The 13159-nt window shown below is 70.0% G+C and carries 15 protein-coding genes; 4 read left to right on the top strand and 11 right to left on the bottom strand.

Translation table 11 applies throughout. From position 1 onward, the window contains the following. The first annotated feature begins 57 nt into the window (after window positions 1-57). Window positions 58-657, top strand: a complete 600-nt coding sequence (locus tag AC1VWI_RS05305; RefSeq protein WP_499509748.1) for a TetR/AcrR family transcriptional regulator — start codon at window positions 58-60, stop codon at window positions 655-657. Window positions 658-902: 245 nt separating this feature from the next. Here AC1VWI_RS05305 and AC1VWI_RS05300 read toward each other — a convergent pair whose 3' ends face one another. The 8 genes from AC1VWI_RS05300 to AC1VWI_RS05265 all read right to left on the bottom strand — a co-directional run bounded on the left by AC1VWI_RS05300 (window position 903) and on the right by AC1VWI_RS05265 (window position 7625). Continuing rightward, window positions 903-1613: a sigma-70 family RNA polymerase sigma factor gene (locus tag AC1VWI_RS05300; protein WP_499509747.1), complete on the bottom strand. Its 711-nt coding sequence runs from the start codon at window positions 1611-1613 to the stop codon at window positions 903-905. A gap of 76 nt (window positions 1614-1689) precedes the next feature. Further along, window positions 1690-2925, bottom strand: a complete 1236-nt coding sequence (locus AC1VWI_RS05295; protein ID WP_499509746.1) for an ABC transporter permease — start codon at window positions 2923-2925, stop codon at window positions 1690-1692. Between the two features lie 131 nt (window positions 2926-3056). After that, window positions 3057-3290, bottom strand: a complete 234-nt coding sequence (locus tag AC1VWI_RS05290; protein WP_499509745.1) for a hypothetical protein — start codon at window positions 3288-3290, stop codon at window positions 3057-3059. Beyond that, window positions 3287-4717 carry a phosphatase PAP2 family protein gene (locus AC1VWI_RS05285; RefSeq protein ID WP_499509744.1) on the bottom strand — a complete coding sequence of 477 codons (1431 nt, stop codon included), beginning with the start codon at window positions 4715-4717 and terminating at the stop codon, window positions 3287-3289. Before AC1VWI_RS05285 ends, AC1VWI_RS05290 begins: the two co-directional genes overlap by 4 nt. A gap of 9 nt (window positions 4718-4726) precedes the next feature. Further along, a complete protein-coding gene (locus tag AC1VWI_RS05280) occupies window positions 4727-5530 on the bottom strand; it encodes a patatin-like phospholipase family protein (protein ID WP_499509743.1) in 804 nt (267 codons plus the stop codon). A gap of 249 nt (window positions 5531-5779) precedes the next feature. Further along, window positions 5780-5992, bottom strand: coding sequence for a hypothetical protein (locus AC1VWI_RS05275; protein ID WP_499509742.1), 213 nt, complete (start codon window positions 5990-5992; stop codon window positions 5780-5782). Between the two features lie 35 nt (window positions 5993-6027). Further along, a complete protein-coding gene (locus AC1VWI_RS05270) occupies window positions 6028-6771 on the bottom strand; it encodes an isochorismatase family protein (protein ID WP_499509741.1) in 744 nt (247 codons plus the stop codon). A gap of 134 nt (window positions 6772-6905) precedes the next feature. Then, window positions 6906-7625 carry an alpha/beta fold hydrolase gene (locus tag AC1VWI_RS05265; RefSeq protein ID WP_499509740.1) on the bottom strand — a complete coding sequence of 240 codons (720 nt, stop codon included), beginning with the start codon at window positions 7623-7625 and terminating at the stop codon, window positions 6906-6908. 367 nt (window positions 7626-7992) lie between these two features. Between AC1VWI_RS05265 and AC1VWI_RS05260 the strand changes: the two genes are divergently transcribed. Both AC1VWI_RS05260 and AC1VWI_RS05255 read left to right on the top strand, forming a co-directional pair. Further along, window positions 7993-8364 (top strand): iron chaperone, encoded by a 372-nt coding sequence (locus tag AC1VWI_RS05260; RefSeq protein WP_499509739.1) that lies wholly within the window; start codon window positions 7993-7995, stop codon window positions 8362-8364. Between the two features lie 316 nt (window positions 8365-8680). Then, entirely contained in the window at window positions 8681-9217 is a 537-nt protein-coding gene (locus tag AC1VWI_RS05255) for a hypothetical protein (protein WP_499509738.1), read from the top strand. 146 nt (window positions 9218-9363) lie between these two features. Here the strand turns inward: AC1VWI_RS05255 and AC1VWI_RS05250 are convergent, their stop codons facing one another. Continuing rightward, a complete protein-coding gene (locus tag AC1VWI_RS05250; protein WP_499509737.1) occupies window positions 9364-9873 on the bottom strand; it encodes an SMI1/KNR4 family protein in 510 nt (169 codons plus the stop codon). A gap of 73 nt (window positions 9874-9946) precedes the next feature. Then, window positions 9947-10978 carry a saccharopine dehydrogenase family protein gene (locus AC1VWI_RS05245; RefSeq protein ID WP_499509736.1) on the bottom strand — a complete coding sequence of 344 codons (1032 nt, stop codon included), beginning with the start codon at window positions 10976-10978 and terminating at the stop codon, window positions 9947-9949. A gap of 111 nt (window positions 10979-11089) precedes the next feature. Here AC1VWI_RS05245 and AC1VWI_RS05240 point away from each other — a divergent pair, with 111 nt between their 5' ends. Further along, complete coding sequence (locus AC1VWI_RS05240; RefSeq protein ID WP_499509735.1) at window positions 11090-12052, top strand: helix-turn-helix domain-containing protein; 963 nt, start codon at window positions 11090-11092, stop codon at window positions 12050-12052. A 34-nt stretch (window positions 12053-12086) separates the two neighbouring features. Here the strand turns inward: AC1VWI_RS05240 and AC1VWI_RS05235 are convergent, their stop codons facing one another. Continuing rightward, window positions 12087-12737, bottom strand: a complete 651-nt coding sequence (locus tag AC1VWI_RS05235) for a cysteine hydrolase family protein (RefSeq protein ID WP_499509734.1) — start codon at window positions 12735-12737, stop codon at window positions 12087-12089. Between the last annotated feature and the right edge of the window lie 422 nt (window positions 12738-13159).

Below are 13159 nucleotides of genomic sequence, written 5' to 3'. Positions count from 1 at the left end.
CAAGCCCGGCGTGATAAGTTAATACGAAGGTTCGTTTTTTGTGCGGAGGATGGATCCATGCCCAAGGTCACGCCGGAGTACATGGAAGCCCGCCGTCAGCAGATCCTGGACGCGGCGCGCCGCTGCTTCCTGCGCGACGGGTTCCATTCGACGTCCATGCAAGATCTGTTCGCCGAGTCGGGCCTGTCGGCCGGCGCCGTGTACCGGCACTTCGCCAGCAAGAACGAGATGATCACGGCGATCGTCGAGGAGAGCGTGCGCGATGTCCTCGCCATGGTCCAGAGCGTCGCGAGGAACCGGCCCGGCGGTTCCTTCGGGGACCTCATGGCCGACGTCCTGGAAGTCGTGAAGGTCAAGACCGCCGAGCAGAGCATCGCCGGGCTCTCCGTGCTGGCCTGGTCCGAGGCACTGCGGAACCCTTCGCTGGCCAGGCAACTCGACGATCTGATGGCCCAGATGCGCACGGCACTGGCCGACGTCATCCGTGAGCACCAGCAGAGCGGCACCCTCCCGCGCGAGGTCTCTCCCGAGGCGATGGCCGCCGCGTTCATGTGCATGCTTCCCGGCTACATCCTCCAGTTGGCGATGGACGACTCCGCGCTGGACGGAGTGCCGGGCGCCCTGCGAGCGCTCTGGCCGGCTCCGGCGACGTCCTGACGCACGGGCCTGCCGCAGGCCTCGTTGCCGCTCCGCGTCCGGATCACGATCCGGACGCGCCACCGCACACATCCCCCTCGCCCGCGGCCCAGTGTCATCTGCTGCCCGGCATCGGTGGCCCGACGGGGCCATGCACGCCCGTCCCGCATCCGGCTGTACCGGCGCGCCCCGGCGGTGAGCGGGTAGTCCCCTGGCTCCGACGACCAGCCGGTCGTCGGAGCCAGGGGACTACCCACCTCGTACGGTCACGCGGATACGTGACGCCTGGTCAGAAGACCTATTCGCAGGCGTGGTTGTTGCCCCTCCGCACGCACCGATCCTCCGGCTGGGCAGGCGACGTCCTCCGCGAACAGCCTTTCGAGCGGGGCGACGTTCCCCGCCCGGGCCGCCACCAGGAAGGTGACGAGAAACCGTTGGTGGTCGGCGGCCGAGACGCTGGCCCGTTTCTGCGCGGCCAGTCGCTTGCGGGCGCGGCTCACCAGCTGGCGCACGTTGACCTGGGACTGTCCGATGACCTCCGCGATCTGCCCGTAGGGGTACTCGAACGCCTCCCGGAGCACGTACGCCGCCCGTTCCGCGGGCGTGAGCCTCTCCATGAGCATCAGCACCGCGACCTTCAGCGCTTCCGCCTTCTCGGTGCCCAGTGCGGGATCGCTCATGGGGTCGGGCGACTCCGGCGGCTGGTCGCCGACGTAGTTCTCCCGGCGGACCCTCGCGGATTGCAGCACGTTGATCGTCAGCCTGGTCACCATCGTGGTGAGGAAGGCATCGGGGTTCTGCACCTTGGAGCGGTCGTAGGTCTGCCAGCGGATCCAGGCTTCCTGGAGGACGTCTTCGGCGTCGCCGATGTTGCCGAGCATCCGGTAGGCGATCCCGAACGTGATGTTGCGGACGTCGTGGAACGCCGTTTGTGCGTCCATCAGGTCCTCGGTGCGCTCCGCGGACTTCGACGACATGGTTCTTTTCCTTGCGTTCGGTGCGTTGGCCGGCTGTCGCCGTCTCCCGCGCGGAGGCGAGGACGAGCCGCCTTCCTCATCCGTGGGCGGCGTGCCGGGCGTGCGAGTGCGTGCGGAACACCGGTGCGGGCGTCACGGTCGTCGTGGTGCCGGCCGTGTCCGGGGCGACCGCACTCGTGTCGCCGGCGTCGAGCCGGTCCTCCCCCAAGGTGCCGTTCGCGACCGCGGAGCGTCGTCGGCCCCCGATGAGGGCTGCGGCCAGGCCCAGGGCGCTCCACAGGGCGAGGACGACGATGTGTCCCGCGGACGCGTTCCCGTCGAAGTAGGCAGTGCTGCGCAGAAGGCCCGCGCCGGCACCCGGCGGGAGCCACTGGCCGATTTCGTCCACGGCCTTGGGCAGCAGTTCCGGTGCGGACGTGCTGCCGGAGAAGGGGTTCCCCACGAAGACCATGAGTGCGACGCTCAGTCCGAGCCCGGGGGGACCGATGAGGGTGACCAGGCCGAAGCTGGTCGCGCTGATGGCGAGCAGGGTGAAGGACAGGGCCGCCCAGGTGGCCACGTGCTGGTGCGGCAGGGCACCGAGAAGGCCTTGGGCGATGAGGTAGGCGGCGAGTCCCGTCACGGCGCACGCGGCGACCAGGTCGACCAGCCTGCGGCGTACCGAGACGCGACCGGGTGTCAGCGCGATGAGCGCTGCGATGATGATGCTGCACACGGTGAGCGGGAGAAGGGCCGAAACGAAGACGACGCCGCGCGGGTCGCTCGCGGAGATCGGGACGATGTCGACCGTCTTCACCTTCACCTTGGTGATCTTCTTCGCGGCGGCCTTCTTCGCGGCGGCCTTCTTTGCGGCGGTGGACCGGACGGACGCGTCGCTCGGCGGCGTCGGGTCCTTCGCCGCCGCCTTCGCCGCCTTCGCCGCCTTCGCCGCCTGGTCCGCCAGGTGCTGGCCGGACGTGGTCAGCAACTGGGCGACGGGCATGCTCGCGGCGGTGGCCTCCAGCACGGTGACGTGGCCCGGAGTGATGACGAAGGCGCCGTAGATCTCCCGGTGCTCGATCGCTGAGCGCGCCGATGCCTGGTCCGCGTAGAGGTGGAAGTCGAATCCGTCCGGCTTGCCGTGCGTCAGTCCCTCGACCGCCTTCTGGCTGGCCGCGCTGGTGCCGACGACCCCTACGGGTAGATCGCGGGGCGCGATCCGCGACGCGGGCCACGCGAACGCCATCACGGCCAGAGAGATCACCAATGGCAACGCCACGGTCGCGATGACGGTCCGGTGCCATGACTGCAGCCCCGTCGATGGCTTTTTCACGCCATGCCTCCACAAAGACGAATGATCATTTTATTTACTGCTCCAGTGTGGGGTTGTCGCGGGAAAACGTCAAGCCGAACATTCGTTTTCTTTTTGCCAAGAAGGTGCCGCACCGGGCGGGACCTGCTCGGCTACGTCTTCCGGACCGTCGTGGTTTCACCGGCGGGTGCCCCGCCGTCGTGAGGGGTGAGGGCCAGGTTCCCGTCCGCGCCCAGCAACACCGCGATGGCGCCCACGATCAGCGCGGCACGTCGCCGCAGGCGCGGTAGCGCGGTGAGCGTGCCGCACGGGTGGTGGGCGTGGCCCGCCCGGTCGCCCGGCCCCGTCGCCGGGTCGTCGGCCTCGGTCCCGTCCTCGTCGCTCATCGCCCCGGCCAGTCGGGCAGCAGCCGGGCCGGGCCCTCCAGGTGCACCCGGCACTTCGTGCGCGCCGGGATCGGCAGATCCCACAGACCCGCGAAGAAGTGCACGTCGACGGCTGCGGCACGGCCCGAGTCCGCGTCTGCGACGTGCGGGAGCGTGTCCGCGATGTCGAACCGTACGAGGGGCACGACGTCGGTGATGCCGTTGAGCGTGAGCACCGCGATGAGTGCCTGCGGGGCGGTGGTCCCGTCGTGGCGGTGGTTCCGGACCAGCCGGAGCTCCCCCGTGGATCCGGCGAGGTGGCGCCCCACGTCCGTCCGGGGCCACCACGAGCGTCGCGGCCGGCCGTCCTCGATGGCGTCCGGTATCCGGAACCGCACCAGACCCCCGGTCGGTCCCTCGGCGTCGTCGCCGACGAGGAAGACATCCCCCAAGTGCAACGTGAGGTGTGAGGCGGTCTGCCCCGGGCGCCGACTGCGCAGCCAGCCACCGGCCTTCCCGGTGCCATGTCCGCTGTCGGGTGTCGTGCGCGCGACGCTCGGGCGATCTCCGTCGCCCGGAAGCGACGGTAGGGGGGAGTGGGGCATGTCGGACTGCCTTGGGGGGAGTTGCGAGTGGGGATCCGGGTGGTCCGGCCGGACACGGCGTGCGCCGCTCCGGGCGGAACGTTCGGCGGACACGAGAGCGGTCAACGAGCCGAAGAGCACGATGAGGAGGGCGCCCGCGACGGCGTCGGCGAGATAGTGGTTGCCCGTCGCGACGACCACGAGAGTGGTCAGTACGGGGTAGGCGAGGCCGCAGCCCCGAAGCGTCTTCCGGCGGGAATGCCGGAAGAGGAGCCACCCCGACCACACCGCCCAGCCGACGTGGAGCGACGGCATGGCCGCGTACTCGTTCACGAGGCTGCCGAGTCCCTGCGGCGCGCTGGTCTCGCCGCTCCACCACCCCCAATGCTCGACGTCGGCCACGATGTCGCGGATGCCGCCGTCGCTCAGCAGACGGGGCGGCGTGGTCGGGAAACGCCAGTACGCGACGAGCGCGGCCAGTGTCACCGTGGCGAGCCAGGTGCGTGCGCCGCGGTAGTGCGTGGGGTGCCTGCGGTAGAGCCATATGAGGACGGCAGGCGTGACGACGTAGTGCAGCGTGGCGTAGAAGTACGCGGCGGCGACGGCCAGGACCGGCAGCTGGTGCAGCACCTGGTTGAGGGGCTGCTCCGGTGCCATGTGTACGGCGTTCTCCCAGCGCTGGATGCTCCGGCCGTTGCCGTCCGCGCTGGCGTCCCAGCCCCGCTGCAGCCCGCGGGTGGTTTCGTAGACCGCGTAGAGCACCCCGACCAGCAGCAGTTCCGCCCACCACCGCGGCGCGCGGCTGTTCGGCGGACGTGAGGTGCGGGGGAGCAACTGCCTGATGAAGCGGGCCGTGTTGGCCATCGGACGTCCTCAGGCCATCGCCGCGGGCTGCCGGGCGAGCCAGTCCCGGGTGAGCGAGTAGCCCGTCTGGAGCAGCCGCGGGGTGTCGTGGAAGTCGATGAGGCTGACCACGGGCGTGGTGGCGGCCGGCAGCCGTATAACCGACCCGCGCACCGCCGCCACGTCCCGGCGTTCCCGCTCCTCCAGCATCTTTCCCACCGCCTGGTAGGCGGCGAGCAGGGCCGTCCGTGCCCGGCGGCCGGTCTGTTCGGAGACGGCGGCGGGCAGGAGGTAGATGGTCGTCGCACCCAGTGCCTCCGCCTGGAGAACGGGCGTGTCCGCCGATACGGCGCCGTCGATGAGGTGACGCTGCCCGACGCGCACAGGGGGGTACAGGCCCGGGACGGCCGCTGAGGCCAGCAGGGCCGATACGGCGTCGCCCCGGGAGAGGACCACCGCGGCGCCGGTCTCCACGTCGGTCGCCACGACGTGCACCGGCACGGCGACGTCTTCGAGCCGGTCGACGCCGACCCCGCACCTCAGTACCTGCCGCAGCGCGGTGCTCGAGACCGCGGCCTCGCCGTGACCCAGCGCGGCCCGGATCACGGTCCATGGCGAAATCGGCGCCACGTGCCGCCGCTTGATGTTCAGCCACAGCGTTTCCAGCCGGTCGACGCCCTCGGCGGTCGGGTCGGCCGCGAAAGCCGCGCCGTTGAGCGCGCCGGCCGAGGACCCGACGATGAGATCGGGCGTGATGCCCGCGTGTGTGAGCGCCCGCAAGGCGCCGACCTGCGACGCGCAGAGGCTGCCACCGCCCTGGAGCACGAAGGCCACGGTTTCGGGCGGGGTGGGCCCGGTTGGCAAAGGTGAGGCGGAAGCCCCGCCATCCCGCGCAACCCGGCATGCGGTCACAGCCGACCCCGAGGTGTGCACGGTTTCCACGGCGCCTCCTCCCTTTCCGAGAACAACCATTCCTTTTTGCGGTGCCCATCCTGTGGCACGAGCGGTCTCCCGTCAAGCCGAACATTCGTTTTTTTACCGAGGTGGGAAAGGTGCGCACACCTGCAAGGTGATCCGGCGTGCTTACGTCGTGCCGCTCGCGGGACGGGCGACGCGCATGAGCAGATCGACGGACTGCGCGCGCTCGCCCGGGCTCAGTTCGGTGACCATGTGCTCGGCCGGTTGCCCCGCGGCCGCATGGGCCGGGTCGGCAACCCCGGCTCCTTGCGGCGTGACGTCGTCCATCATCGCGGTCGCGCGCCGCTGCGTCCGGCGCAGCGGTAAGGCGGCGGCCAAGGGTGGCCGCTCCGCCCCGTGGCCGGCGGACCCGGTCAGTCGCCACGCTCCGCGGTGCCGGCCGCCCGAGTGCGGCCGGTCGGTTCGGACGCGCCCGCCACGAACCACTCCGGAGGCGTCATCCGGCCCGTCCCGTAGGCCACGTCGGTGTCCAGGAGGTATCCCCAGCTGGGCAGGTGGTCGTGGACCGCACCCGCGGCGAGCGGCCAGCCCTTCGCCTCGTCGCGGCGCCAGTCGGCGATGAGTTCGGCGACCACGCCGAACCACGACTTGATGTGTACCCCGGCCCGCGAGAGGTTCGCCACGACCGCGTCGCGGACGATCTCGCCGGGCGCCTCGGCGCCGGAGGCGTCGATCACGGCATGCACCTCGTAGCCGTCCAGGACCATGTCCAAAGCGGGGAACGACAGGCAGGTGGCATCGGTGACCCCGGCAATGACGACCTTCTTCCGGCCGGTGGCCTCCAGCGCCTCGCGGAAGGCAGGCCACCGGTAGGCGTTGATCACGCCGGATCGGCGGATGACCTCCTCGTCGGGGAAGAGCGAGGCGAGCTCGGGCAGCAGAGCCCCGTTCGGACCCCAGTCGCGGCTGGTGGTGAGGATGACGGGCAGGCCCAGGGTCTTCGCCGCCCGGGCGAGCCCGACGACGTTGTTCTTCGCCGTCTCCGGGGGCATGTCGTCGATGAGCTGCATCAGGCCGATCTGGTGGTCGATCAGCAGGACGACTGCGTTGTCCGGGGTGAGACTGTCGTAGGGGCCGGCGTTGGGCGTGTACGGCACGGGAGTTCTTCCTCTTCGATGAGGCCGGATCGGGCCAGGATGGACGTGCGGTTGGCGATGGCGATGGCGATGGCGAGGGCTCGTACGGCGACGAGAGGGGAGTCACGTCAGCGCCCGCCCGTGGAGCCGCTCGCTCAGCGGACCGAGCGCGCCGCCCGCTCGATGATGTCGGCGACGTCACCCGGGTGGGACACGCTCGGGGCGTGGGACGAGTGGATCACGACCATGTGGGACTCGGCGCGCCTGGCCATGAACATCTGGGCCTCACGCGGGATGTTGAGGTCCTCGCCGGCCACCAGCGTCCAGGAGGGGATCGTCTTCCACGCGGGCTCGCCGGAAGGCTCCTCGAGCGCGGCGACGGTCACGGGGCGCTGGGTGGCCGCCATGAGGTTCGTGGTGTACGGATGGACGTCCGCGGCGAATTGATGGTGGAACCTGTCCTGGTCGATGTAGAGGTCGACCCCCGGGGAGCCGTCGGGCAGGGTGCACGGGACGGGACGCAGCGCGTCGGCGAGCGAGCTGCCCGGGAACCTCCTCGCCAGGTCGTCGGCGCTCTCGTCCTCGTCCGGGATGAAGGCGGCGATGTACACCAGCGCCTTGACCTGGTCGGAGCCGTGGGCGGCATTGGTGATGACGGCACCGCCGTAGGAATGGCCGACGAGGACCACAGGACCGGCGATGCTCGCCAAGAGGCTCCTGATGTGGGCGGCGTCGTCGGCCAGTCCGCGCAGCGGATTGGCCGCGGCCACCACCGGGTAGCCGTGTCGCTTGAGCTGCTTGATCACGTCGTTCCAACTCGAGGAGTCGGCGAACGCGCCGTGGACGAGGACGACCGTCGGCTTGCCGTCCTGCATCGAACCACCCTCCTTTTGCTGTACGGCTTCCGCGGGATCCACGGCCACCGAGAGGAGACCGGCGGTAGCGGACACCGCGGCCATGGGGGAGAGGGGGGTCCTGACGTTCCGGTACTGAGAGGGACGGTTCACAGAAGGCCTTTCATGGCGACGAGCGGATGATCAAGGTGTCCTCGCGCGAGGACCCCTCGACGCCCGAGGGCAGGTGTGAGCGGTTTGGGCCCATGCATCCCTCCAAGCGGGGACTGTCCACAAAGACGACAAGACCGCTTTGCCGCCTGTGACAGTGATTTCGCGCGAGGGCCGCTCAGCCGCCGCGCCGCGGGGGCGAGGACCAGCCGGGCGCGTCGCCTGCCAGACTGATGCCATGAGCAGGCCCCAGACGATCGACGAGTACATCGAGGGCTTCGGCGGCCAGGCCCGCGAGCTGCTGGGGCAGCTGCACGTGCTGGCGCGTGAGACCGTGCCGGAGGCGAACGAGTCGATCAAATGGGGCCACCCCGCGTGGGTGCACCCGTCGGGAACGATCCTGTTCGTGATCAGCGGCCACGCGAAGCACGCGAACTTCGCGTTCACCCCCAGTACCCGCGAAGCCTTCGATGCCGAACTCAACGATTTCGGAACCGGCAAGGGCACCGTCAGGCTCCCGTACGGGAGCCCGGTGCCGACCGGCCTCCTCCGCCGCATGATCGCTCACCGCGTCCGCGAGCACGAGGACGACGGCGTGCTGTGGATGTGACCGCAACGCCGGCTTCGCGTGCTGTCGGCACGCCTCGATGAGTGCAGTGCTCAGCAGGATTCAAGGTCCACGCGGTGCCTCGACACGCTTAGATCGGCACCGAAAAGGACCCGACCCCCGTCTGCGGCGCTGATCAGCCCGAGCCACGACCTCGCACACCGGCTCCGCTGGTCACAGTGGCGGCGCCGACATCAAGCCCGAGCCCGCGCCTCCCACTACCGCCGCCAAGCAGCCGCCCAGCCATGACGATCACGATCTCGGGGACTCGCGGTATCAGGGTGTGGCGGACGCCGGTGATGAGGCAGACTTCTTCGCCGTGGACATCGTGGAAGGCGAGCTGCGGCGCCTTCGGTCCGGACCGGAAGTTGAGGACGACCGGCGACGACCGTTTCTCGTGCGCGTCCGATTCGCCGCGGAGGACCCGGCTCTGGTGATAGCCAATGCGCGTGCGGTGCTGACGTGCGTGGTCGAGCAGATGGGCGACTGGCCTGAATCGGAGCGGTGGCCGCAGTTGCTGCCGGCATGGTTCATCCGGCGGTGCGAGCCCGAGCCTGTGGAGCCGGAGCACGGCGAGCCCTTCGATGCCGAGGCATGGCTGCGGCACTGGCAGGCGATGACGCCGGAGCAGAGAGCGGTAGCCGGCCGGGGGCCGTGGACGCTCTCGGATTGGTTGTTCTACTTCGACCCGACCGAGGAAGGGGCCGGTGACGATCGCAGCTGGTGGTGGCACGCGGGAACCGATGAGTCGGGCGGCTGGGTGCAGGTGGCCACCACCGGCTGGCCGTTCGGCAGCGGTTCGCTGTCCTGGCTGGTCGAGGCAAGCGGCGGCACAGATCTCGCCTACGGCCCCTGAGTCTCCCGCACCGCGGTGGCCCTGGCTGACGGCAAGATCGTGAACTACGGCTGGAGTACGAGGGCGCGCATCCAGCCATGGTCAATCCGCGGGTATCGCCGTCGTGCCTGATGCTGAACGGCCGGCTCGTCCGACCCGGTGAGGAATCAGTCCTCGTCGCCGGACTCGGTGGCATCAGGGAAGACGTGGGTGCTGATGCGTCCCGACAGCCATCCGACCAGGAACTCGACCGCACCCACGGGATGGGCGTCGTCATACCAGCCTCGCGGATTCCAGCAGACGACCGTCCACTCGTCCGGCTTCCCGTCGGTGAGCCAGCACACGCGGTCCCCGTTGTCGGTTCCTGCCCACGGAAGGAGTCCGCCCGGCTCCGGGTAGAAGGGGTACGGGCAGTCTTCGGGGTGGCTGTCCCGGAAGTTGCGTTCCTGGTCCAGCAGCCGCTTCGCCGGGCCGACGAGCAGGTCCCGCCCGCCGAAGGGGGTCAGCGGCGTCAGGAAATCGGCGAAGTGGTAGGCCCCGTAGGTTTCGACCAACTGCTTGAAGTCCGACGGGAGTTCCCTGTCAAGTGCTGCCTCCACCTCATTCCAGTCTCCGTTCGCCCACAGCGGCTGCGACGGCGGAGGGACGAGGCGAGTGAGGTCGTCGAACGCGGTCATGGGGTCGAGCTTAGGGGTGCACGTCACGCCCGCCGCATGGGGGCGCAGCGCACCGGGCCACCGGTTCAGTCCGCTACGCGTCCAGGTCCACGGACACGTACGGGGACAGGGCGCGGAGGAAGTCGGGCGCGTCGAAGATCGCTCCGGCGGAGGCGACACCGACCGTCGTGGTCCGTCCCGACAGGATGCGGTCGACCGCTTCCACGACCAGCGGTGCGGTGACGGCGTAGATGTCCTGGCCCTTCGCCGTGGCGCGCCGTTCGTGGCCCTTGGAGCGTACGACGACGTCGACGAGGAAGGTCTGCGCGGACCGCCCGCGCTCGTCGACGGGGGCCGGCGACGGTGTGTCCGGGGAGGCCAGATCCGTGGCCGCCTCGGCCGTCATGTAGGTGCGCACTTCGGGGATGGACAGGTGGCTGGGAACGGTGACGACGTCGGCCATGGTGAACTCCCCGATGACGCTGCGGGGGCCCATCGGGTCGGGGAAGGGCCACGTCAGGGTCGGCGGGGCGTCGTCGCGGTACTCCAGCTGCCCGTTCGTGAAGCGGACGCGTCGCCCGCCCCGCCGCTGCCGGGAGACCGCGCCCGCGGCACGCGTGCCGGCGGTGGGGTGCCAGCTGTCCAGCCCGTAGGCGACGTGTGCCTCGTCCGCCGTCGTCCAGTCGCCCATGGCGGCGGTGGTCAGCAGGTCGCCGAGACCGCCGTAGAAAGCCATGGCAGGGACGATCACAGTCCCTGCCGCGCGGGCGCGGTCGTCGAAGTCCGCGAACGTATCGGCATTGGCCTCGATTTCGGCGGCCACGTCCACGTACGGGATTCCGGCGCGCAGTGCCGCCTCGATCACGGGGGCGGCGGTCGTCGCGAAGGGCCCGGCGCAGTTGACCACGGCAGCCGTACCGGCAAGTGCGCGGTCGAGGGAGGCCGCGTCGTCGACCGACGCCTGGCGGGCGTCCAGCCCGGGTCCGGATGTCGCGAGCTCCTTCAACTTGTCGGTGTCGCGCCCGGAAAGCACCGGGACGAACCCGCGATCCCGCAGATGCGCCACCACGAAGCGCCCGGTGTGTCCGTACGCGCCGAACACCGCCACCTTGAGCCCTGAATCCATGGGTTCCCCCCGTATCGGAATGATCCGTTGTGATCGGCCGAGGAACATCCTGTCCGGGGCGGGCACCGGAACGTGAGTGTCCGGAACGCCATGCCCCGTACAATTCCGGACATGGGCACTGTGGCGCTGGCCGTTACCGACGGGATGCTGCACTTCGAACTCTCCCTCGCGTACGAGGTCTTCGGCTCCGCCCCGGACGGCGTGGCAGGTCCGTGGTACGACCTGGTCGTCTGCGGGCCGGGCGCCGTGCGGGCCGGCCGGTTCGCGCTGGAGCCGGATCACGGCCTCGACCGGCTCCCGGGCGCCGACACCGTGATCGTCCCGGGTTGGGCCGACGTCGACGAGGACCCGCCCGCCGAACTGGTCGACGCGGTGCGCGCGGCCCACGAGGCCGGCGCGCGCGTGGCCTCCCTGTGCACCGGCGCGTTCGTACTGGCGGCCGCGGGCCTGCTCGACGGGAGACGCGCGACCACGCACTGGGCGCACACCGAGGTCATGGCCGCCCGCTACCCGAAGGTGACGGTGGACCCGGACGTCCTCTACGTGGACAACGGCAGCGTGCTCACCTCCGCCGGCAAGGCCGCCGCCATGGACCTGTGCCTGCACATCGTCCGCCTGGACCACGGTTCGTCGGTCACCAACGCCGTCGCCCGCCGCCTGGTCGTGCCACCTCACCGGGACGGCGGACAGGCCCAGTTCGTCACGGCCCCGGCGCCCGCCCCGGACCACCACCCCCTCGCCGAACTGTTCCCCTGGGTGATCGAACGCCTCGACCGGCCCCTGACCGTGGAGGACCTGGCCCGCCGGGCACGGATGAGCTCACGGAACCTGGGACGCCATTTCCGGTCGGTGACCGGCACCACGCCACTGCAGTGGCTGCTCACCCAGCGGATCCGGCACGCCCAGGTGCTGCTGGAGACCACCGACGACAGCGTCGACTCCATCGCGGCGGCCGCCGGCATGGGGACCGCGACAACACTGCGCCGGCACTTCCACCGCACGGTCGGCGTGCCTCCCGACACCTACCGCCGCACGTTCCGTCTGCGCAGCCGCCCGGCCCCGAACGGCAGTTGACCGCCGTTGTGCGCAGGTGGGCCCCGGAGCCGGGTCACATGGCCATCGCCTGGGGCTGCTTGCCCACGATCGTCAGGAATTCGTCGGTGGTGAGGATGGCGTGCGCGTACGCAGGGCCGTTGATGTCGAACGTCGCCTTCATCTCGTCCCAGTTGAAGGCGCCGATGGCGTCGCGGATGAGCGTGACGTGGTAGCCGAGTTCCTGGCCGAAGCGCGCGGTGGTGTCGACACAGGTGTTGGCCTTCATGCCGATGAAGATGACCTTCTGGATGCGGTGTTGCTTGAGCAGCATGTCCAGGTCGGTGTTGGCGAAGCCGCTCGAGGCCCAGTGCTGGCGCATGACCAGCTCGTCCTCGCGCGGCACGAAGTCGGGGTGCCACTCGGCTCCCCAGCTGCCGGCGGCGAAGGTCTGCCCCTGCACGACGCGCTGCTGGGTGGGGGAGAGGTGGTCCCACGTGCGGTAGTCGTCGGGTGTCGTCTGGTGGTGAGGCACGATGAAGACGTGGAAGCCTAGGTCACGTGCCGCACCGAGCATGGCGCGCATGTTGTCGAGCAGGCCGATGCCTTCCGCCACCGCTTTGGCGGCCGGCCACAGCTTCCCGCCCTCGGACAGGAAGTCGTTGTACGGGTCGATGATCAGCAGGGCTGTCTCGTCCGGCGCGTAGGTGTTCGCTTGGACGTCCATCGTTTCCTCGCTCCTGTCTCGTCGCAGATGCCGGCACCTGCGCACCAATGTGACCGATGAGGTTGAAGTCCACTCCCTTGCCTGGGGACGGGGCTCTTCGCCTGGTGCGTCGCGATGGAGTGGGCACAGCGCGAGCGTGCTGACACGGTGCACCCGGATTGCGACCCGAATACGCGACGTGGGAAACGCCGTGATGCCCGAAATCACAGTCTAAAACGGTGCCCATGAACCCGCTCTCCGCCGGTTGCACGGGTGATCGTGCGCCCCTTGCGGCTCGCGGCGATTTGGCGGGGATCGCAGCGCCGAACGGCCTGTGCCGATCACCGACTGCCGCGCCTGGCGAGGTAAACGTCCGGCTCAGCGATGATGTGTCCGATATCGGCGTCCGTGATCAAAGGGGGCGGCGCCTCATCCGGCCCGTC

It is taken from the genome of Streptomyces sp. TOM-9 (genome assembly GCF_056858595.1).
Note: the sequence above shows the minus strand (reverse complement) of the source record. Positions and strands in the feature narration are given on the sequence as shown.

Coding starts and splice junctions, on each gene's coding strand:
- AC1VWI_RS05300 (WP_499509747.1), bottom strand. CDS start 1,613: ATGTCGTCGAAGTCCGCGGAGCGCACCGAGGACCTGATGGACGCACAA.
- AC1VWI_RS05240 (WP_499509735.1), top strand. CDS start 11,090: ATGGGCACTGTGGCGCTGGCCGTTACCGACGGGATGCTGCACTTCGAA.
- AC1VWI_RS05245 (WP_499509736.1), bottom strand. CDS start 10,978: ATGGATTCAGGGCTCAAGGTGGCGGTGTTCGGCGCGTACGGACACACC.
- AC1VWI_RS05260 (WP_499509739.1), top strand. CDS start 7,993: ATGAGCAGGCCCCAGACGATCGACGAGTACATCGAGGGCTTCGGCGGC.
- AC1VWI_RS05305 (WP_499509748.1), top strand. CDS start 58: ATGCCCAAGGTCACGCCGGAGTACATGGAAGCCCGCCGTCAGCAGATC.
- AC1VWI_RS05235 (WP_499509734.1), bottom strand. CDS start 12,737: ATGGACGTCCAAGCGAACACCTACGCGCCGGACGAGACAGCCCTGCTG.
- AC1VWI_RS05250 (WP_499509737.1), bottom strand. CDS start 9,873: ATGACCGCGTTCGACGACCTCACTCGCCTCGTCCCTCCGCCGTCGCAG.
- AC1VWI_RS05290 (WP_499509745.1), bottom strand. CDS start 3,290: ATGAGCGACGAGGACGGGACCGAGGCCGACGACCCGGCGACGGGGCCG.
- AC1VWI_RS05265 (WP_499509740.1), bottom strand. CDS start 7,625: ATGCAGGACGGCAAGCCGACGGTCGTCCTCGTCCACGGCGCGTTCGCC.
- AC1VWI_RS05285 (WP_499509744.1), bottom strand. CDS start 4,717: ATGGCCAACACGGCCCGCTTCATCAGGCAGTTGCTCCCCCGCACCTCA.